We start from the raw sequence: 15069 nt of genomic DNA, 5'->3' as shown, positions 1-15069 counted from the left end.
CCGAAATCGGCCTTCCTAAATGGTCACGCGCTATTCGCCGCGCAGGCGCTGGTCGTCCTGCACCCGAACATGCTCGGCGCCGCGGGCTCCTGCGGGCGACAGTCGCAACATGCTCAGCGCCGCGCCGCAGAGCGCGAAGCCGACGCCGGTCAGCAACGCGATCCTGGTTCCCTCGATCGGATAGCGGCCGAGGAACAGCGCGACCAGCGCCGCGCCGGTGGTCTGCCCAAGCAGCCGCGCCGTCCCCAGCATTCCGCTGGCGCCGCCGGCACGCTCGCGCGGGGCGGCCGCGATCATGGTGCGGTTGTTGGGTGTCTGGAACAGGCCGAAGCCGGCGCCGGCCAGCGCCATCCGCCAGATCACGTCGAGCGGCGTCGGGGCCGCCGGCAGCAAGGCGAGCGCAGCGAGGCCGCAGGCGAACAGCGTGAGCCCGATGCCGCCGAGCAGGCCGGCCGGATAATGCTCGACCAGGCGGCCGGCGAGGGGGGCTGCGAACGCCACCGCGATCGGCCACGGCGTGATCAAGAGGCCCATATGCACCGCCGAATAGCCGAAGCGGCTCTGGAGATAGAAGGGGATCGCAACGAAGGCCAGCATCTGCCCGCAGAACGAGGCGATCGAGGTCGCAATCGACAGGGCGAACACCGGAATGCGCAACAGGTCGATTGGCAGCAGCGGCGAGGCCATGTGGGTCTCGCGGTAGATCAGCAGTGCGCCGGCGACGAGAGCGACGGCGAACTGCACGAGGCAGGTGAGCGCTGCCTCGCCGTGACCGACGCTGTCGATCGCGGCGATGCCGACGCCGAAGGTGATCGCGGACAGCCCCGCGCTTTGCCAGTCGAAAGAATGGCTCGCGGGCCTGGTGTGCGGCAGGCTGCGCAGGCCCAGAACCAGTGTCACCACGCCGAGCGGGACGTTGATGGCGAACAGCCAGGGCCAGCTGCCGAACGCGAGGATGCCGGCGGCGAGCGTCGGGCCGACCGCGGCCGAGAAGGCGACGACGAGGGCGTTGAGCCCGATGCCGCGGCCGAGCTGGCTGCGTGGGTAAGTGAAACGCACCAGCGCTGCGTTGACGCTCATGATGCCGGCCGCGCCGAACCCCTGCACGATGCGTGCAATCGTGAGGAGCGGCAGCGTGTGGGCCAGCGCGCAGAATGCGGAGGCAAGCGTGAACAGCACCAGCCCGACCAGATAGACGCGGCGATAGCCGACGATCTCGCCGAGCGAAGCCAGCGGCAGCAGCGAGATCGTGATCGCGAGCTGGTAGCCGTTGACGATCCAGATCGAGAACGCCGGGCTCGCGTCGAGATCAGCCGCGATCGTCGGCAGCGCGACGTTGGCGATGGCGCTGTCGACCACTGCCATGATGATGCCGAGCGCAATGGTGAGGACCGCCTGGTTGCGCTGCGGTTGCGGCAGGCCGTCGGCGTGCTCCATGGGGGCTGGCGACATGATGGCGGCGAGCTTGATTCGAGCCGTGGTTCGTCTCCGGATTAGGAAATTGCGAGATGCATCGCAACCCGGCAGGATACGGGCGGTTCCTGCGCCGGGCGCGGGTCTCACGGCATCGCGGGCATGGGTCGGGACGGCCTTCGCTGGCTCACCAGCGCGAGGTCGACTTACCGAACACATAAAGGGCGACGAGCCCAACCGTCACCGCGGTCGAGACGATCCGGATGGTGCGGTCCCAATCGATTCCGCTGCGCTCAGCGCGGTTGAGACTGAGAGCGGTGAACAGGGCCTTCATGGCAAATCGGCGCATCGGGCTGCCTCGCGGGTGCGCACGATGCCACCTCCCGCGCAGTCCGGCTTGATGCAGCTCAAGCCGGTCCGCGCCGGCGCGCCGGCCGCTACACCGGCGGCGGATTGCGGTCGGTAAAGGCCGTGCGCTGGTGCCAGTAAGGATAGGGCAGCGTCACCGTGCTCGCCGCGTCGAGCTTTGCGATCTGGTCCTTGGTCAATGACCAGCCGACCGCGCCGAGATTTTCGCGCAGCTGCGTCTCGTTGCGCGCGCCGATGATCAGCGTCGAGACGGTCGGACGCTGCAGCAGCCAGTTCAGCGCGATCTGCGAGACGCTCTTGCCCGTTTCCTTGGCGACTTCGTCGATCGCATCGACGACGCGATAGACGTGCTCGTCCGGCACGGGCGGGCCGAACTCGGCCGTCTTGGGCAGGCGGCTCAACTCAGGCTTTGGCTGGCCGCGGCGGATCTTTCCGGTGAGACGTCCCCATCCGAGCGGCGACCAGACCACTGCCCCTAACCCCTGGTCGAGGCCGAGCGGCATCAGCTCCCATTCGTAGTCGCGCCCGATCAGTGAATAGTAGGTCTGGTTGGCGACGTAGCGCGGGAAGCCGTGCTTGTCGGCAACGCCAAGCGATTTCATCAGGTGCCAGCCCGAAAAGTTCGACACGCCGACGTAGCGGATCTTGCCGGCGCGCACGAGCACGTCGAGGGTCGCCAGCACCTCTTCAGGCGGGGTGAAGGCGTCGAAGCCGTGGAGCTGGAACAGATCGATGTAATCGGTACCGAGCCGGCTCAGCGAAGCATCAACGGCCGCGAGCAGATGCTGCCGTGACGATCCGATGTCGTTGGGGCCGTCGCCTAAGCGGAACGTCGCCTTGGTCGAGACCAGCACCTTGTCGCGGCGGCCCTTGATGGCTTCGCCGAGAACGCGCTCGGATTCGCCGAGCGAATAGACGTTCGCGGTGTCGAACATCGACACGCCGGCATCGAGGCAGATATCCAGAAGGCGTCGCGCTTCGGTCGCGTCAGTCGTGCCCCACGCAGCGAGGCGGCCCACGCCGCCGAACGTGCCGGTCCCAAGACTCAAGGCGGGCACCATGAGGCCCGAGCGGCCCAAGCGTCGGTATTCCATCGATATGCTCCTCGGCTGGCCGCTGATTGATCCCCGCGACCTCTGTGCGGATGGTAGTGCAAGCACGTGCCATGTCCTACGCCGCGCTCACATACCGGCCTTGCTTGAGAGAGGCCTAGTCGTGCAGACGCATGTCGTCGAATGCTGCGTCAGTTACGCGCGGGCTGGCCGTCGTCGCCGGAAGCCGAGCCGCGCCCCTTGTTGCAGGAGAGGCCACACAGGCGGCTTCTCCATCGCGCGCCTGCCGCGGCAGGAGCGTCAGGCTCCAGCCCACCGCGACCAGCACCGCGAGCCGGATCGCGATCACGCCCAGCAAGGCCTCCGATCCGCTTATCGTGGCGTTGGTTCTCATGGTGCCGAGCCTGATCCCGGCGGCAGCACCTGACAATCTGGAATTCACGAGCATTACCTTCGCCTGAAGCGAAGGCTCGAGCCAATGGCTGCCCGGGGCGTCAATGCCGCAACTGGCTCTGCCGGAAGTCGCGCGGCGACATCCCGAAATGCTCGCGGAAGACGCGGCCGAAATGCGAGAGGTCGTTGAAGCCCCAGGCGAAGGCGATCTCCCCGATGTGGCGGTGAGCGAGCACGGCGGAGACGAGGTCGCGCCTGCATTGAGCGAGGCGCTCACCGAGGACGTAGCGCTGAAACGAGGTGTCCTCGTCGGCCAGGAGATCGTTGACGTAGCGGGACGAGATGCCGAGCGCCGCTGCGGTCTCGGACAGCGAGAGGTCGGGATCGGCAAGATGAGCCCGGATATGCGCCTTCAGCCGGTAGAGCAGGGCGGAGCGATGGGTCGAGGACGGCAGCGGCGTCTTGCCTAGCCGCTCGCCCAGCGCCATTGCCAGGACATCGACGGCCTGTTCCGACAGAGCGGCGGCGTGGTGTGGATCGATCTGATCCGCGCTCTGGCAGAGCCGGTAGATGAAATCGTAGGCGATCCTCTGCAGCGGCGAGTCCGGTCCGAAAGCGCTGGCGGTAAGGGCTTCGGTCGCGCCGAGCCGGCGCTGCAGCATCTCGCGCGGCACCTTGAAGATGGTCTGCGTGAAGGTGCCGTCGAATTTCAGCTCGTAGGGACGGGTAGTGTCATAGAGCGCAAACTCTCCCGGATGCACCACGGCCTCGCGGCCGTCCTGCACCACGCCGCCGGTGCCGCGATTGCCGAGCGCGATCAGGATGAAATCCTGATCCGAGCGCGCGATGCGCGAGGGCGTGCGCAACACGTGCTGACGGTCGGAGCAGACCTCGGAGCATTCCGCCTTGCCCAGTGGCGCCCGGGTGACCGAGCCGCGAAAGGCGCTGCCAAGATCGGACTTGCAGTCGAGCCCGACGAAGACGTCGCAGACAATATCTTGCCAGAGCGCAAGGCGGCGATGGCCTGGGCTGTCGTCCGTGGTGAACTGGATGGGCATCTGCAGAGCCTCCCTTTCACATCCCGTAAAATCGCGTGTCGGCGCAGGTCCCGCCTGACCGGAGGCAAATCCCGTACCGGGCCGGCGATCCCCGTCCGGTCGAGTTTTTGTTCCGCCGCGGTCGAGCGCCCGCTGCCCGGCTTGGTCAAATAGACTGCATCGGACCTGGCTTCCGATCAACCGGCAAGGGAGGCGGGAATGGGCATCGAACATCCGAAATACAAGGTCGCGGTGGTGCAGGCGGCGCCGGCCTGGCTCGATCTCGACGCCTCGATCGACAAGTCGATCGCCCTGATCAGGGACGCCGCCGAGAAGGGTGCCAAGCTGATCGCTTTTCCGGAAGCCTTCATCCCCGGCTACCCCTGGCACATCTGGATGGATTCGCCGGCCTGGGCGATCGGCCGCGGCTTCGTGCAGCGCTATTTCGACAATTCGCTGTCCTATGACAGTCCGCAGGCCGAGCGGCTGCGCGATGCCGTGCGCAAGGCCAAGCTCACTGCCGTGCTCGGCCTGTCCGAGCGCGACGGCGGCAGTCTTTATCTGGCGCAATGGCTGATCGGGCCGGACGGCGAGACCATCGCAAAGCGCCGCAAGCTGCGGCCGACCCATGCCGAGCGAACGGTCTATGGCGAGGGCGACGGCAGCGATCTCGCCGTACATGCGCGGCCCGACATCGGCCGCATCGGCGCCCTGTGCTGCTGGGAGCATCTCCAGCCGCTGTCGAAATACGCCATGTATGCCCAGAACGAGCAGGTCCATGTCGCGGCCTGGCCGAGCTTTTCGCTCTACGATCCGTTCGCGCCGGCGCTCGGCGCCGAGGTCAACAACGCCGCCTCGCGCGTCTACGCTGTGGAGGGCTCCTGCTTCGTGCTGGCGCCTTGCGCAACGGTCTCGCAGGCGATGATCGACGAGCTCTGTGATCGGCCGGACAAGCACGCGTTGTTGCATGTCGGCGGTGGCTTCGCCGCCATTTACGGTCCCGATGGCAGCCAGATCGGCGACAAGCTCGCGCCGGACCAGGAGGGCCTCTTGATCGCCGAGATCGATCTTGGCGCCATCGGCGTCGCCAAGAACGCCGCTGATCCAGCCGGGCACTATTCGCGCCCCGACGTGACGCGGCTCCTGCTCAACAAGAAGCGATACCAGCGCGTCGAGCAGTTTGCACTGCCGGTCGACACCGTCGAGCCCACGGACATTGCCGCGGCGGCGAGCTGATCGCCGGAATCAAGGGGAGGCACGATCATGGAATCCGCGATTCCTCTGCATCTCGAGACCCCGCGCACGCGCCACAAGCGCGTGCCGGACGATTACCAGCCGCCATACCCGTCCTTCGTGGCGCGCTATAAGTCTGCGGTGAACCGCGTCGGGATGGCCTATTTCGGCCTGCAATATCGCGGTACGGTGCCGGCGGCTGCGACGGACGCTCTCGCCAACATCGCGGCGCGGTTTGCTGCGGAAGGCGGGCCCTCGCATTGGGACCGCGCCCGCTATGTCGATCAGGCCGGCTACGAGAACGTCGTCTCCGTGGCCTATTGGGACGACATTGCGCGGTTCGACAAATGGTTTGCACCGGCGCGCGAGGCCTGGACCGGAACGCAGCCCGAGGGCATAGGCACGTTCGTCGAGGTGCTGCGTCCCACGGTGGCGCGGCACGAGACGCTGTTTTCCTCGCTCGACCGGCCCGAGGGCGTCGCCGCAATCGCCGGCGGCATGAGCGGCGAGGTGCAGGAGCACGCCTATTGGGGTGGCATGCGCGACCGCATCCCGCTGTCGCAGACCGATCCGATGTCGCCGGGCGGCAATCCCGAATTGATCCGCGACGGCGCGCGGCTGCGCGTGCGGGCGCACGACAATCTCTGCCTGATCCGATCAGGCCAGGACTGGAGCGATACCGAGGCGTCGGAGCGAAAGCTCTATCTCGACGACGTCGAACCGGTATTGCGCGAGGGCATGGATTTCCTGCGCGATGACGGCCTCGGCATCGGCTGCTACGCCAACCGTTACATGCGCGTACTCGCAGCCGACGGGGACGCGAGTGAAAAATCCTACGGTCAAAGCTGGTGGAAGAGCCTGGCTGCGCTGGAGCGGTGGGCGGAATCGCATCCGACTCACGTCAAGATATTCGGCGCCGCGATGAAGTATCTGTCGACGCTCGGCCCCTCGGCAAAACTGCGACTCTATCACGAGGTCACCGTGGCAACTGCCGACGAGCAGCTCTTCGAATATCTGAACTGTCACGCCAAGACCGGCATGCTGGCGGCGGTGGAGACCGCCGACGCTTGATCGACTAAATGACGCAGTGGCCGAGCAGCTCGGGATGCGCGGCGCAGATGTGATGCGCACCGGCGTCCCGCAGCTCGGCCTCGCTGCCGTAGCCATAGAGCACGCCGATCGCGGTCATGCCGTTGGTGCGGGCGCCGACCACATCATGGCTGCGGTCGCCGATCATGATCGCGCTGGCGGGATCGACCCTGGCTTCGTCGAGCGCGTAGCGCAGCAGGTCGCGTTTGTCGACGCGCGTGCCGTCGAGCTCGGAGCCGAACACGCGCTCGAAGTACGGTTTTAGGCCAAAATGCTCGACGATGCGGGTGGCGTAGACCGCGGGCTTGCTGGTCGCCACGAACATGCGCGGTGTGGTCGCGGCAAGCGTTGTCAGGGTGTCCATGATGCCGGCATAGGCTTCGTTCTCGAACAGACCGACATCGCTGAAGCGCTCGCGATAGAGCAACAGCGCCCGGTCGGCGAGTTCCGCGCTGCCCGTGAGCTTTTCCAGGCTGGCATGCAGCGGCGGGCCGATGCACCAGGTCAGCTCGTCCTCGCTCGGCACCGCGACGTTCAGGCGCTCCAGGGCGTATTGGATCGAGCGCGTGATCCCGGGCTTCGGGTTGGTCAGCGTGCCGTCGAGATCGAAATAGAGTGTCACCATATTGCCGCGCCTGTGTTGATACCGCCGCCTATTGCCAGACCTAAACGAGGCCGCGGACCAAGGCAACGCGCAAGGATTGCCACGCCAAAATCCGGCCTTCCTGATATGGCATATCCCTTAAAGCTCGCTATTCGCGGGAGGGAAGCGTACGGTCGCGCCATCACCGCCCTTCCATTGGCATCGACCGGTGACTGAGGGTCACCAGCGCTCCCGCCGACTGAGCAGGAGCCTGCATGCCTCGATTTCGTCTGGTCGACTGGATCCGCCGGAGAGCGCTTCTCGTCGCATTGATGCTTGGCGCATTGTTACTTGGCACACTGTCGCAAGGCGCTGTCGCGGCAGGACCGGACTGCCGCGCGATCGAAAGCACGAGCGGACGTCTCTCCTGCTACGATGCTGCGTTTCCTCCGAAGGAAAAAAAGCCCGCTGCTGCGGAAGGCGATGGGTTCCGTGCTGCCTACAAGGACCCGTTCGTGGCGGAAGAGGCCAGAACGGCAGCGAAGCTGAAGAACATCTGCCGCGGCTGTTGAGGGTTGCTCGTTCGCCGCGTTCTCGTTGATCGGCGAGTCCGAACGAGAGATCGAGACGAATTTTTTCAGGAGAGGCCGGATGAGCGAGCGACTTGAAACTCTGAAGAAGGCCCGTGATCGCATGATCGAGGACAGGGACGCGCATGCGAAAGTGCTGGCCGCTCCCTTTGTGCGCGACACGGCCGAGCGCGCGCGCAACAAGTTCATCGAGATCCAGGCGCTGATCGATGCCCTCGACCGCGCCATCCGGGGCGAAATCCCGGTTCCGGTCAAAAACTAGGGCGGTAGGCAGCGACACCAGCGGAGCGTTGATCGTTGATGCCGCTACCGCTCCCTCATTGCTGTCTCGCCCATTCGACGATGGCCGTCGCCTCCGCGCCTGCCCGGGTTTCCCAGGCAGCGATCGCGTCCTTTGCTGCCTTCCGCAGCTCCGCGACAAGCAACGCAGGCGCCGGCTCGGCGATATGGACGCCATTGTCCCGCATGCGGGCGTAATTCTCGATGGTGCGGTGGGTCAATAGCGCGAGCTGGCTTTGCTCGGTCTCGGCTGCCGCGGCCAGCACCTCGCGCTGCATCGGCTCGGACAGTTCGGCAAAGGCGTCGCCGCGGACGAAGGCGATCGAGATTGGCATCGCGTAGTTGATGGCCGTGAAATGCGGCAGGAAGTCCCACAATTTGCGCCCTGCGCCGCCGTCGCCGGAGGTGAGGAAGGCATTCAGCCGGTGTTCCCTCAGTCCGGCGAGCGCCGCGTCCATCGGCAGGAATTGCGCGTTCGCGCCGGCCGCGCGCATGACCTCGGTGGAATTGGCATCGTAGGCTCGCAAGTTCAGTTTCGGCAGGTCGTCGGCACCTTCGAGCGACCGTTCCGACCAGAGGCCCGTGGCCGGCCAAATCGTCACATACAGCAGCTTGAGACCGCGCGCCGCGAGCGCCTTCTCATAGAGCGGGCGCGCCCGCAGATTGGTGGCGCGGGCGAGATCCACCGAATGCATTAGGAAGGGCAGGGTGGACAATCCGAGCACAGGGTCGAGGCCCGAAAGAGCGCCCGCGAAGGCATCGCCGCCCGCGATCCGGCCGTCCAGCGCCGCGCGCGGCATCTCGCCCGAGTTGATCTTGAGCTGGTTGTTGAAGGCATTCGTCACGGTCACGAAACCGTGGGTACGGTCGGAGACGCGGCTGGCGAAAGTCGCGAGTCCAATCCCGGAGATATTATTCTCGGGGTATTCCGTGGTCATCCGCCAAGCGACCTGAGATGTGACCTGAGATGTGACCTGGGATGTGACTTGAGACGCGTCCTGAGACGTCACCTGCGCGGCGGCTGGCGCGACGCTCAGGATGAGCGCGGCGGGGACAAGGATCGCGCGGATCCGTTTGGCGGGGTAACGCATTGGGAGAAGCAGGTCAGGCAGCATATATTGGCAACTCGTCGAACCATGGCACGATGCCACAACATGGCAGATCACACTGTCGCATGCCGCGCCGAGGCGCGCCACCGCCATGCCTGCACAGGATGGGTGCAGATGGCGATGTGCGTCATCCCCGCGCTGCTTGTCTCGGCGATACAGGCCGCGGCGGGGGACAGTTCGCCCGCTAAGAACGATGTCGCCGTCCCCAGCGTCGAAGAGCTCGCGACGCCGCCGGCGAAGCCCGCGGATGCGCGCGAGAGCGACACGCGGGAATCGATCTGCCTGATCGTCGAGGCCGCAGCGCGCGATGCCAATCTGCCGCTGGAGTTCTTCGCCCGCGTGATCTGGCAGGAGAGCCGCTTCCAGGCCGATGCGGTGGGGCCCATGACGCGCAGCGGCGAACACGCGCAGGGGATCGCGCAGTTCATGCCGGGCACCGCGAGCGAGCGCGGGCTGCTCAATCCCTTCAATCCGGTGCAGGCGCTGCCGAAGTCGGCGGAATTTCTCAACGAGCTGCGCAACCAGTTCGGCAATCTCGGCCTGGCGGCGGCCGCCTACAATGCCGGGCCGCGGCGGGTGCAGGAATGGCTCGCCGGCACCGGCGGCATGCCGGAGCAGACCCGCAATTACGTTCTTGCCATCACTGGCACGAGCGTCGATGCCTGGGCCAAGGCTGGCAGCACCGGCAAGGGTCCGCCGAGCGCGCCGCCGACAAGCTGCCGCGATCTGATGGCGCTTTTGAAGCGCGCGCCAAATGCCTTCGTCGCCGAGCTCGAGCAGCATGTGGAGCTTGCGGCTGCAAAGAGCTGGGGCGTGCAGCTCGCCGCTGGCTTCGACCGCAACCGGGCGCTGGCGATGTATTCCCGCGCGGTCACGCGGCTCAGCGCCGTGATCGGCGAACGTGATCCGAGCCTGCTCAGCTCGGTGATGCGCAGCCGCGGCACGCGCGCCTTCTACCAGGTGCGCATCGGTGCCGATACGCGGAGCGAGGCGGATGATCTTTGCGGTCGCATCCGCAAGGCTGGCGGGGCATGCTTCGTGCTGAAGAATCGCGGCGTGAGCGGGTAGGGGCCGCGCCCGAAATGACAGCCACGCGTGCATGCCAGCCCCGCCGCGCTCTTTCTTGACGCCAGCCGCCGTATTGCCCGTTATGCGGGCACGATTCCTCAGCCGGCCAAGACTCCCGTGGCGCTTCCTCCGCTCGATTCACCTCAATGGCAAAGTCCCTGGCGCGCCTTTGCGTGGGGGCTGCGCTCGATCACGCAGACGATCCTCACCCTCGTGCTGTTCGCGACCTATCTCGGCATTGGCGCGCTTGCCCACGACACACATTTCAGCCTGCTCTGGGCGCTCTGCTCGACGCTGTTCGTCTGGGCGGGGCCGGCGCAGATCATCCTCATCACCACGCTTGGCTCTGGCGCGACGGTCATCCAGTCGGCGATCGCAGTCACGGTCAGCGCGGTCCGCCTGTTTCCGATGGTGGTCTCGGTGCTGCCGCTGATGCGCACGCCGACGACGAAGCGGCGCGAGCTGTTTTTCGCGGCGCACCTCACCGCGGTGACACTATGGGTCGAATGCCATCGCTTCCTGCCGCAGGTGCCACGTGAACGCCGGATCGCTTTTGTCAACGGACTTGGCTTCGGTCTTGTCTCGGTGTGTCTCACCGCCAACACGATCGGCTATTTCCTTGCCGCGAATCTGACCCAGACGCTTGGCGCGGCGATCCTCTTGCTGACGCCGCTGTCGTTCCTGTTCTCGACCGCGCGCAACAGCCGCGAGGTCGCCGATGTCGTCGCACTCGTGCTGGGCATCTTGCTGTATCCGCTGGCCGCGAAAATGAACTCCGGCCTCGACATCCTCGTCAGCGGCCTCGCAGCCGGCACGATCGCCTATGGCGTGCATTGGTGGCGGGAGGTGCGCGCATGAGCTTTGCGCAGCTCATTGGCGACTGGCACGCGCTGGCGGTGCTGTTCGTCGCCGGCGTTGTTCCCAACCAGATATGGCGCATGCTGGGCCTGTGGTTCGGCGGCGGCATCGACGAGGGCTCCGAGCTTCTGGTCTGGGTACGGGCGGTCGCCACCGCGATCCTGGCCGGCGTCATCGCCCAGATCGTGGTCGAGCCGCCCGGGGCGCTTGCGAGCGTGCCGGATGCCCTGCGCTACGGTGCGGTCGGCGCCGGTCTTGTCGTCTTCCTGCTGACCCGCCGCTCGATCTTCGCCGGCGTGGTCGCGGGCGAAGTCTTCATGCTGGCCGGCAAGTGGTGGTTGGGCTAAAATCGCCGGCGAACAGCAGGGAATTGGAAATATGGTTCGCGAAAACCAGCTCCGCGAGGGTGAAGTCTCCATCGAGCTGCCGCCGACGCAGGATGCCGGCCTCGTCTTCATCGGCCGCATCCGCACGCCCTGGAGCTCGCGGATGGAGACCCCCCGCCAGGGCCGGACAGACGGCCCGATCTGCCGCCTCGAGATCTTCGAGCCGTTCGTGCCGGCGATCAAGGGCGTGGACTTCTACAGCAATCTCGAAGTGCTCTACTGGCTCGACAAGTCGCGCCGCGACATCATCCTGCAAAGCCCGAAAAACAACGAGAAGACCCGCGGCACGTTTTCGCTGCGCTCGCCGGTGCGGCCCAACCCGATCGGCACGTCGATCGTGAAGCTGGTCGGCATTGAGGGCAACGCGATTCTGGTGCGCGGGCTCGATTGCCTCGACAACACGCCGCTGATCGACATCAAACCGGATCGTTGCGAGTTCACGCCGCTGGCCGCGCCGCAGCCGGGAGATTTCCAGACGGAGTGAAGTCTCTCCTCCGTCATTGCGAGGAGCTCTTGCGACGAAGCAATCCAGACTGTAGCCGCGGAGGCAGTCTGGATTGCTTCGCTGCGCTCGCAATGACGAGCGGGGAAAGCTACCCCGCCTTCAGCGCTGCGATCAGCTTGGTCGCGTTCTCTTCCAGCACCTTGACGTCTTCCTTGCGGCTGGCGGGCGGAAGCATCGCCACGCCGTCGTGGCGCGGCATCACATGCATGTGGAGATGAAACACCACCTGTCCGCCGGCCGCCTCGTTGAACTGCTGCACGGTGATGCCGTCGGCCTTGAACGCCGTCATCGCTGCGGCAGCGATCTTGTGCGCGCCACGGGCGACGTGCGCGTAGTCGTCCGGCTTGATGTCGAGGATGTTGCGGGCAGGGGCTTTTGGAATCACCAGCGTGTGGCCCGGTACCCGCGGCATGATGTCGAGGAAGGCGAGCAGGTGCTCATCCTCGTAAACCTTGTGGCAGGAGAATTCGCCGCGCAGGATTTTTGCGAAGATGTTGTTGGGGTCGTAGGCGGTCATGGCGGCGGCTCCCTAGAATTTTGCGCTTACTGTCACCAGCCGCAGCGTACCGTCAAGGCGCCTCGTCGGCGCCTTTGCGGAACGGGCCGAGCTCGGCCAGCTCCCGTCCGGCTTCCGCGACATAGGCGCGCTCGCGCTTGAGGTAATCGTCGATGGCGCGGCGCAAGCCGGGATCGGCAATGAAGTGAGCGGAGTGGGTGGTCCGCGGCAGGTAGCCGCGTGCGATCTTGTGCTCGCCCTGCGCGCCGGCCTCGACATTCCCGAGGCCGCGTTTGATGGCGAAGTCGATCGCCTGATAATAGCAGACCTCGAAATGCAGGAAGGGATGATGCTCGACCGCGCCCCAGTTGCGGCCGAACAGCGTGTCCGAGCCGATGAAGTTGATCGCGCCTGCGATCCAGCGATCGTTGCGGCGTGCCATGACCAGCAGCACATCCTGGCTCATGGTCTCGCCGATCAGCGAGAAGAATTCCCGCGTCAGATAAGGCCGGCCCCATTTGCGCGAGCCCGTCTCCATGTAGAATTGAAAGAAGGCGTCCCAGGCATCTTCGGTGATGTCCTTGCCCGTGAGGCAGTGGATGGTGATCCCGGCAGCCAGCGCATCGCGACGCTCGCGCTTGATCGATTTGCGGTGGCGTGAGTTCAGCGTCGCCAGGAAATCGTCGAAACTCGCAAACCCCTCGTTGTGCCAGTGGAACTGCTGGTCGGTGCGCTGGAGGAAGCCATGCTCGGCGAGCAGCTTCCACTCCGCCTCGCGGGCGAAAGTGACGTGCACCGAGGAAGCCTTGCTGACGCCGCACAGCGCCACCAGCCCGCTCGCCAGTGCCTCCATGACGCGCTCGCGGTCAACGCCGTCGCGGACCAGCAGCCGCGGTCCCGTGGCCGGCGTGAAGGGAACCGAAACCTGCAACTTCGGATAATAGCGCCCGCCGGCGCGCTCATAGGCATCCGCCCAGCCGCGGTCGAAGACATATTCGCCTTGCGAGTGCGATTTCAGATAGCAGGGCACGATTCCGGCGACACGGCCGTCGACCTTGGCCACGAGATGCCGCGGCCCCCAGCCGGTGCGGATCGTTGCCGAACCCGATTTCTCAACGGCCGATAAAAATGCGTGGGAGACGAAGGGGTTATAGGCAAGCTTTGAGAGGCCGAGGGAATCGCCTGGAAGTCCGGATGAGGTTCCCTTGCCATGCCCGTTACAAGACTTGCCGGGATTGGCGCAGGCGTCCCAGTCGTCCGGCGATACTTCGCCAATGGAAGGTACGGCCTCAAGGGTGATTTCGGATGGTGCCATCATGCCCAAGATCGTGCATTGCAGCAGCGACTTCAAGAGGCTGGAACATCAAGCCCTACGGCACGAAGCCCTCGAAGATCATCTGATCCGCATATTGCGCGACCCGCGTCCGCTGCTCGGTCGTGCGCACGGTCCAGCCGAGCAGGGCGCAGCCGAACACATTGCGGGCGATCCATGGGGCGGGGGCGGGCAGGTCGTCGACCCTAAAGGCGACGAAATGCGGCTGGGTCCGGAAACCGTGGCGAAGGTACAGCATGCTGTCACGCTGCTCCTGGGTCAGGTAAGCCCAGTAATCGTCCTCATAGCTCCGCTGCGCGACGATGCCGCAGGGGCGGGAGGGCAGCAGCTCGCGCAGCGCCAGCACCTGGTCCGGGTCGAAGGACATGCCGACGGCGGGGCCGTCATAGGATGCCAGCACCGCCGCCATCCGCTTCACCAGCTTGCGGTCGCCGTCAAAATGGCTCTTGACCTCGATCACCAGCGGCACGCGGCCGGCGACCAGGCCGCAGAGGTCGCTGAGCGACATCATCCGCTCGGCCGTGTCCTTGAACGTGAGCGCCTTCAGCTCGGCGGCGGTCTTGTCGACCAGCGGGCCGGTGGCTTCGGTGAGGCGGCCGAGCGCATGGTCGTGATGCACCATGGCCTCGCCGTCGGCGGAGAGCTGGATGTCGACCTCGATCGAGAAATTGCCCGCAATCGCAGCCTGCACCGCGCCCGGCATGTTCTCGACGATGCCGCGGGCAATGTCGTGCAGGCCGCGATGGGCGACCGGGCGGGCTGTCAGCCAATCAGGAGCGCGCATTCGCCTCAGGCGACCTCGAACACGCCTTCGACCTCGACCGCCGCGTCCGCGGGCAGCGAGGCGACGCCGACGGTGGTGCGGGCGTGACGGCCCTTGTCACCGAAGGCGGCGACCATCAGGTCGGAGGCGCCGTTGAGGACCTTCGGCCCGTCCAGGAAGTCCGGCGCCGAGTTGATGAAGCCGCCGAGGCGCACAACGCGCACGACCTTGTCGAGATCGCCGAGCGCCGCCTTGACCTGGGCCAGCAGGTTGACGGCGCAGCCGCGGGCGGCCGCGGCGCCGTCTTCGATGGTCACGCCGGCGCCGAGCTTGCCCTTGGCGATCAGCTTGCCGGCCGGATCGAAGCAAACCTGGCCCGAGACGAACAGCAGGTTACCGGTGCGCACGAACGGCACGTAATTGGCGACGGGGGTAGGGGCCTCATGCAGCTTGATGCCCTGTTCCGCCAGCTTTTGCTCGACCGTGCCCGCCATGTCCGACCCTCGTTGTCCA

At 65.9% G+C, this 15069-nt stretch carries 19 protein-coding genes; 8 read left to right on the top strand and 11 right to left on the bottom strand.

Translation table 11 applies throughout. The features are described 5' to 3' along the window. Positions 1 to 30 precede the first annotated feature (30 nt). From C7G41_RS20175 to C7G41_RS20160, 5 genes are all read right to left on the bottom strand, one after another. Entirely contained in the window at positions 31 to 1452 is a 1422-nt protein-coding gene (locus C7G41_RS20175) for an MFS transporter (RefSeq protein WP_106944193.1), read from the bottom strand. Between the two features lie 148 nt (positions 1453 to 1600). Continuing rightward, positions 1601 to 1762, bottom strand: a complete 162-nt coding sequence (locus C7G41_RS37860; protein ID WP_199198491.1) for a hypothetical protein — start codon at positions 1760 to 1762, stop codon at positions 1601 to 1603. An 88-nt stretch (positions 1763 to 1850) separates the two neighbouring features. Beyond that, positions 1851 to 2876, bottom strand: a complete 1026-nt coding sequence (locus C7G41_RS20170; protein ID WP_106944192.1) for an aldo/keto reductase — start codon at positions 2874 to 2876, stop codon at positions 1851 to 1853. A 115-nt stretch (positions 2877 to 2991) separates the two neighbouring features. Continuing rightward, the gene (locus tag C7G41_RS20165) at positions 2992 to 3282 is read right to left on the bottom strand and encodes a hypothetical protein (protein WP_245446589.1); all 291 of its coding nucleotides are present in this window, start codon (positions 3280 to 3282) and stop codon (positions 2992 to 2994) included. A 46-nt stretch (positions 3283 to 3328) separates the two neighbouring features. Then, the gene (locus tag C7G41_RS20160) at positions 3329 to 4285 is read right to left on the bottom strand and encodes a helix-turn-helix domain-containing protein (protein WP_106944191.1); all 957 of its coding nucleotides are present in this window, start codon (positions 4283 to 4285) and stop codon (positions 3329 to 3331) included. Between the two features lie 198 nt (positions 4286 to 4483). Here C7G41_RS20160 and C7G41_RS20155 point away from each other — a divergent pair, with 198 nt between their 5' ends. Together C7G41_RS20155 and C7G41_RS20150 are read left to right on the top strand one after the other, a co-directional pair. Next, the gene (locus tag C7G41_RS20155) at positions 4484 to 5500 is read left to right on the top strand and encodes a carbon-nitrogen hydrolase family protein (RefSeq protein WP_106944190.1); all 1017 of its coding nucleotides are present in this window, start codon (positions 4484 to 4486) and stop codon (positions 5498 to 5500) included. Positions 5501 to 5527: 27 nt separating this feature from the next. After that, positions 5528 to 6568 (top strand): phenylacetaldoxime dehydratase family protein, encoded by a 1041-nt coding sequence (locus C7G41_RS20150; protein ID WP_106944189.1) that lies wholly within the window; start codon positions 5528 to 5530, stop codon positions 6566 to 6568. A gap of 4 nt (positions 6569 to 6572) precedes the next feature. Here C7G41_RS20150 and C7G41_RS20145 read toward each other — a convergent pair whose 3' ends face one another. Then, positions 6573 to 7211, bottom strand: coding sequence for an HAD family hydrolase (locus tag C7G41_RS20145; RefSeq protein ID WP_106944188.1), 639 nt, complete (start codon positions 7209 to 7211; stop codon positions 6573 to 6575). Positions 7212 to 7444: 233 nt separating this feature from the next. On the opposite strand from C7G41_RS20145, the gene C7G41_RS20140 reads away from it, so the two are divergent. Continuing rightward, positions 7445 to 7741, top strand: a complete 297-nt coding sequence (locus tag C7G41_RS20140) for a hypothetical protein (protein ID WP_106944187.1) — start codon at positions 7445 to 7447, stop codon at positions 7739 to 7741. A 79-nt stretch (positions 7742 to 7820) separates the two neighbouring features. Then, positions 7821 to 8021, top strand: coding sequence for a hypothetical protein (locus tag C7G41_RS20135; RefSeq protein WP_106944186.1), 201 nt, complete (start codon positions 7821 to 7823; stop codon positions 8019 to 8021). A gap of 55 nt (positions 8022 to 8076) precedes the next feature. Here C7G41_RS20135 and C7G41_RS20130 read toward each other — a convergent pair whose 3' ends face one another. Then, entirely contained in the window at positions 8077 to 9153 is a 1077-nt protein-coding gene (locus tag C7G41_RS20130; RefSeq protein WP_199198490.1) for a TRAP transporter substrate-binding protein, read from the bottom strand. A gap of 108 nt (positions 9154 to 9261) precedes the next feature. Here C7G41_RS20130 and C7G41_RS20125 point away from each other — a divergent pair, with 108 nt between their 5' ends. From C7G41_RS20125 to tsaA, 4 genes are all read left to right on the top strand, one after another. Next, entirely contained in the window at positions 9262 to 10215 is a 954-nt protein-coding gene (locus C7G41_RS20125; protein WP_199198511.1) for a lytic transglycosylase domain-containing protein, read from the top strand. Between the two features lie 117 nt (positions 10216 to 10332). Then, positions 10333 to 11073, top strand: a complete 741-nt coding sequence (locus C7G41_RS20120; protein ID WP_106944364.1) for an AzlC family ABC transporter permease — start codon at positions 10333 to 10335, stop codon at positions 11071 to 11073. After that, on the top strand, positions 11070 to 11420 hold the full coding sequence (locus C7G41_RS20115; protein WP_007603256.1) for an AzlD domain-containing protein: 351 nt from the start codon (positions 11070 to 11072) through the stop codon (positions 11418 to 11420). Before C7G41_RS20120 ends, C7G41_RS20115 begins: the two co-directional genes overlap by 4 nt. A 31-nt stretch (positions 11421 to 11451) precedes the next feature. Then, positions 11452 to 11943: a tRNA (N6-threonylcarbamoyladenosine(37)-N6)-methyltransferase TrmO gene (tsaA, locus tag C7G41_RS20110; RefSeq protein WP_106944184.1), complete on the top strand. Its 492-nt coding sequence runs from the start codon at positions 11452 to 11454 to the stop codon at positions 11941 to 11943. 109 nt (positions 11944 to 12052) lie between these two features. Here tsaA and C7G41_RS20105 read toward each other — a convergent pair whose 3' ends face one another. From C7G41_RS20105 to C7G41_RS20090, 4 genes are read right to left on the bottom strand one after another with little or no spacing between them, the layout of a single operon-like run. Beyond that, positions 12053 to 12481, bottom strand: a complete 429-nt coding sequence (locus C7G41_RS20105) for an HIT domain-containing protein (RefSeq protein WP_106944183.1) — start codon at positions 12479 to 12481, stop codon at positions 12053 to 12055. Between the two features lie 52 nt (positions 12482 to 12533). Then, positions 12534 to 13775, bottom strand: a complete 1242-nt coding sequence (locus C7G41_RS20100) for a GNAT family N-acetyltransferase (RefSeq protein WP_106944363.1) — start codon at positions 13773 to 13775, stop codon at positions 12534 to 12536. A gap of 55 nt (positions 13776 to 13830) precedes the next feature. After that, positions 13831 to 14577, bottom strand: a complete 747-nt coding sequence (locus C7G41_RS20095) for a glycerophosphodiester phosphodiesterase (protein WP_106944182.1) — start codon at positions 14575 to 14577, stop codon at positions 13831 to 13833. Between the two features lie 5 nt (positions 14578 to 14582). Next, positions 14583 to 15050 carry a RidA family protein gene (locus C7G41_RS20090; RefSeq protein WP_007611287.1) on the bottom strand — a complete coding sequence of 156 codons (468 nt, stop codon included), beginning with the start codon at positions 15048 to 15050 and terminating at the stop codon, positions 14583 to 14585. Between the last annotated feature and the right edge of the window lie 19 nt (positions 15051 to 15069).

It is taken from the genome of Bradyrhizobium sp. MOS002 (assembly GCF_003020115.1).
Lineage (GTDB): Bacteria > Pseudomonadota > Alphaproteobacteria > Rhizobiales > Xanthobacteraceae > Bradyrhizobium.
The sequence above is the reverse complement of the archived record's forward strand: the minus strand, read 5'-3'. Positions and strand labels throughout refer to the sequence as shown.

Bases quoted from the DNA above. Each gene is read 5' to 3' on its own strand.
- C7G41_RS20175 (WP_106944193.1), bottom strand. From the start codon at position 1,452: ATGTCGCCAGCCCCCATGGAGCACGCCGACGGCCTGCCGCAACCGCAG.
- C7G41_RS37860 (WP_199198491.1), bottom strand. From the start codon at position 1,762: ATGCGCCGATTTGCCATGAAGGCCCTGTTCACCGCTCTCAGTCTCAAC.
- C7G41_RS20170 (WP_106944192.1), bottom strand. From the start codon at position 2,876: ATGGAATACCGACGCTTGGGCCGCTCGGGCCTCATGGTGCCCGCCTTG.
- C7G41_RS20165 (WP_245446589.1), bottom strand. From the start codon at position 3,282: ATGCTCGTGAATTCCAGATTGTCAGGTGCTGCCGCCGGGATCAGGCTC.
- C7G41_RS20160 (WP_106944191.1), bottom strand. From the start codon at position 4,285: ATGCCCATCCAGTTCACCACGGACGACAGCCCAGGCCATCGCCGCCTT.
- C7G41_RS20155 (WP_106944190.1), top strand. From the start codon at position 4,484: ATGGGCATCGAACATCCGAAATACAAGGTCGCGGTGGTGCAGGCGGCG.
- C7G41_RS20150 (WP_106944189.1), top strand. From the start codon at position 5,528: ATGGAATCCGCGATTCCTCTGCATCTCGAGACCCCGCGCACGCGCCAC.
- C7G41_RS20145 (WP_106944188.1), bottom strand. From the start codon at position 7,211: ATGGTGACACTCTATTTCGATCTCGACGGCACGCTGACCAACCCGAAG.
- C7G41_RS20140 (WP_106944187.1), top strand. From the start codon at position 7,445: ATGCCTCGATTTCGTCTGGTCGACTGGATCCGCCGGAGAGCGCTTCTC.
- C7G41_RS20135 (WP_106944186.1), top strand. From the start codon at position 7,821: ATGAGCGAGCGACTTGAAACTCTGAAGAAGGCCCGTGATCGCATGATC.
- C7G41_RS20130 (WP_199198490.1), bottom strand. From the start codon at position 9,153: ATGCTGCCTGACCTGCTTCTCCCAATGCGTTACCCCGCCAAACGGATC.
- C7G41_RS20125 (WP_199198511.1), top strand. From the start codon at position 9,262: ATGGCGATGTGCGTCATCCCCGCGCTGCTTGTCTCGGCGATACAGGCC.
- C7G41_RS20115 (WP_007603256.1), top strand. From the start codon at position 11,070: ATGAGCTTTGCGCAGCTCATTGGCGACTGGCACGCGCTGGCGGTGCTG.
- tsaA (WP_106944184.1), top strand. From the start codon at position 11,452: ATGGTTCGCGAAAACCAGCTCCGCGAGGGTGAAGTCTCCATCGAGCTG.
- C7G41_RS20105 (WP_106944183.1), bottom strand. From the start codon at position 12,481: ATGACCGCCTACGACCCCAACAACATCTTCGCAAAAATCCTGCGCGGC.
- C7G41_RS20100 (WP_106944363.1), bottom strand. From the start codon at position 13,775: ATGGCACCATCCGAAATCACCCTTGAGGCCGTACCTTCCATTGGCGAA.
- C7G41_RS20095 (WP_106944182.1), bottom strand. From the start codon at position 14,577: ATGCGCGCTCCTGATTGGCTGACAGCCCGCCCGGTCGCCCATCGCGGC.
- C7G41_RS20090 (WP_007611287.1), bottom strand. From the start codon at position 15,050: ATGGCGGGCACGGTCGAGCAAAAGCTGGCGGAACAGGGCATCAAGCTG.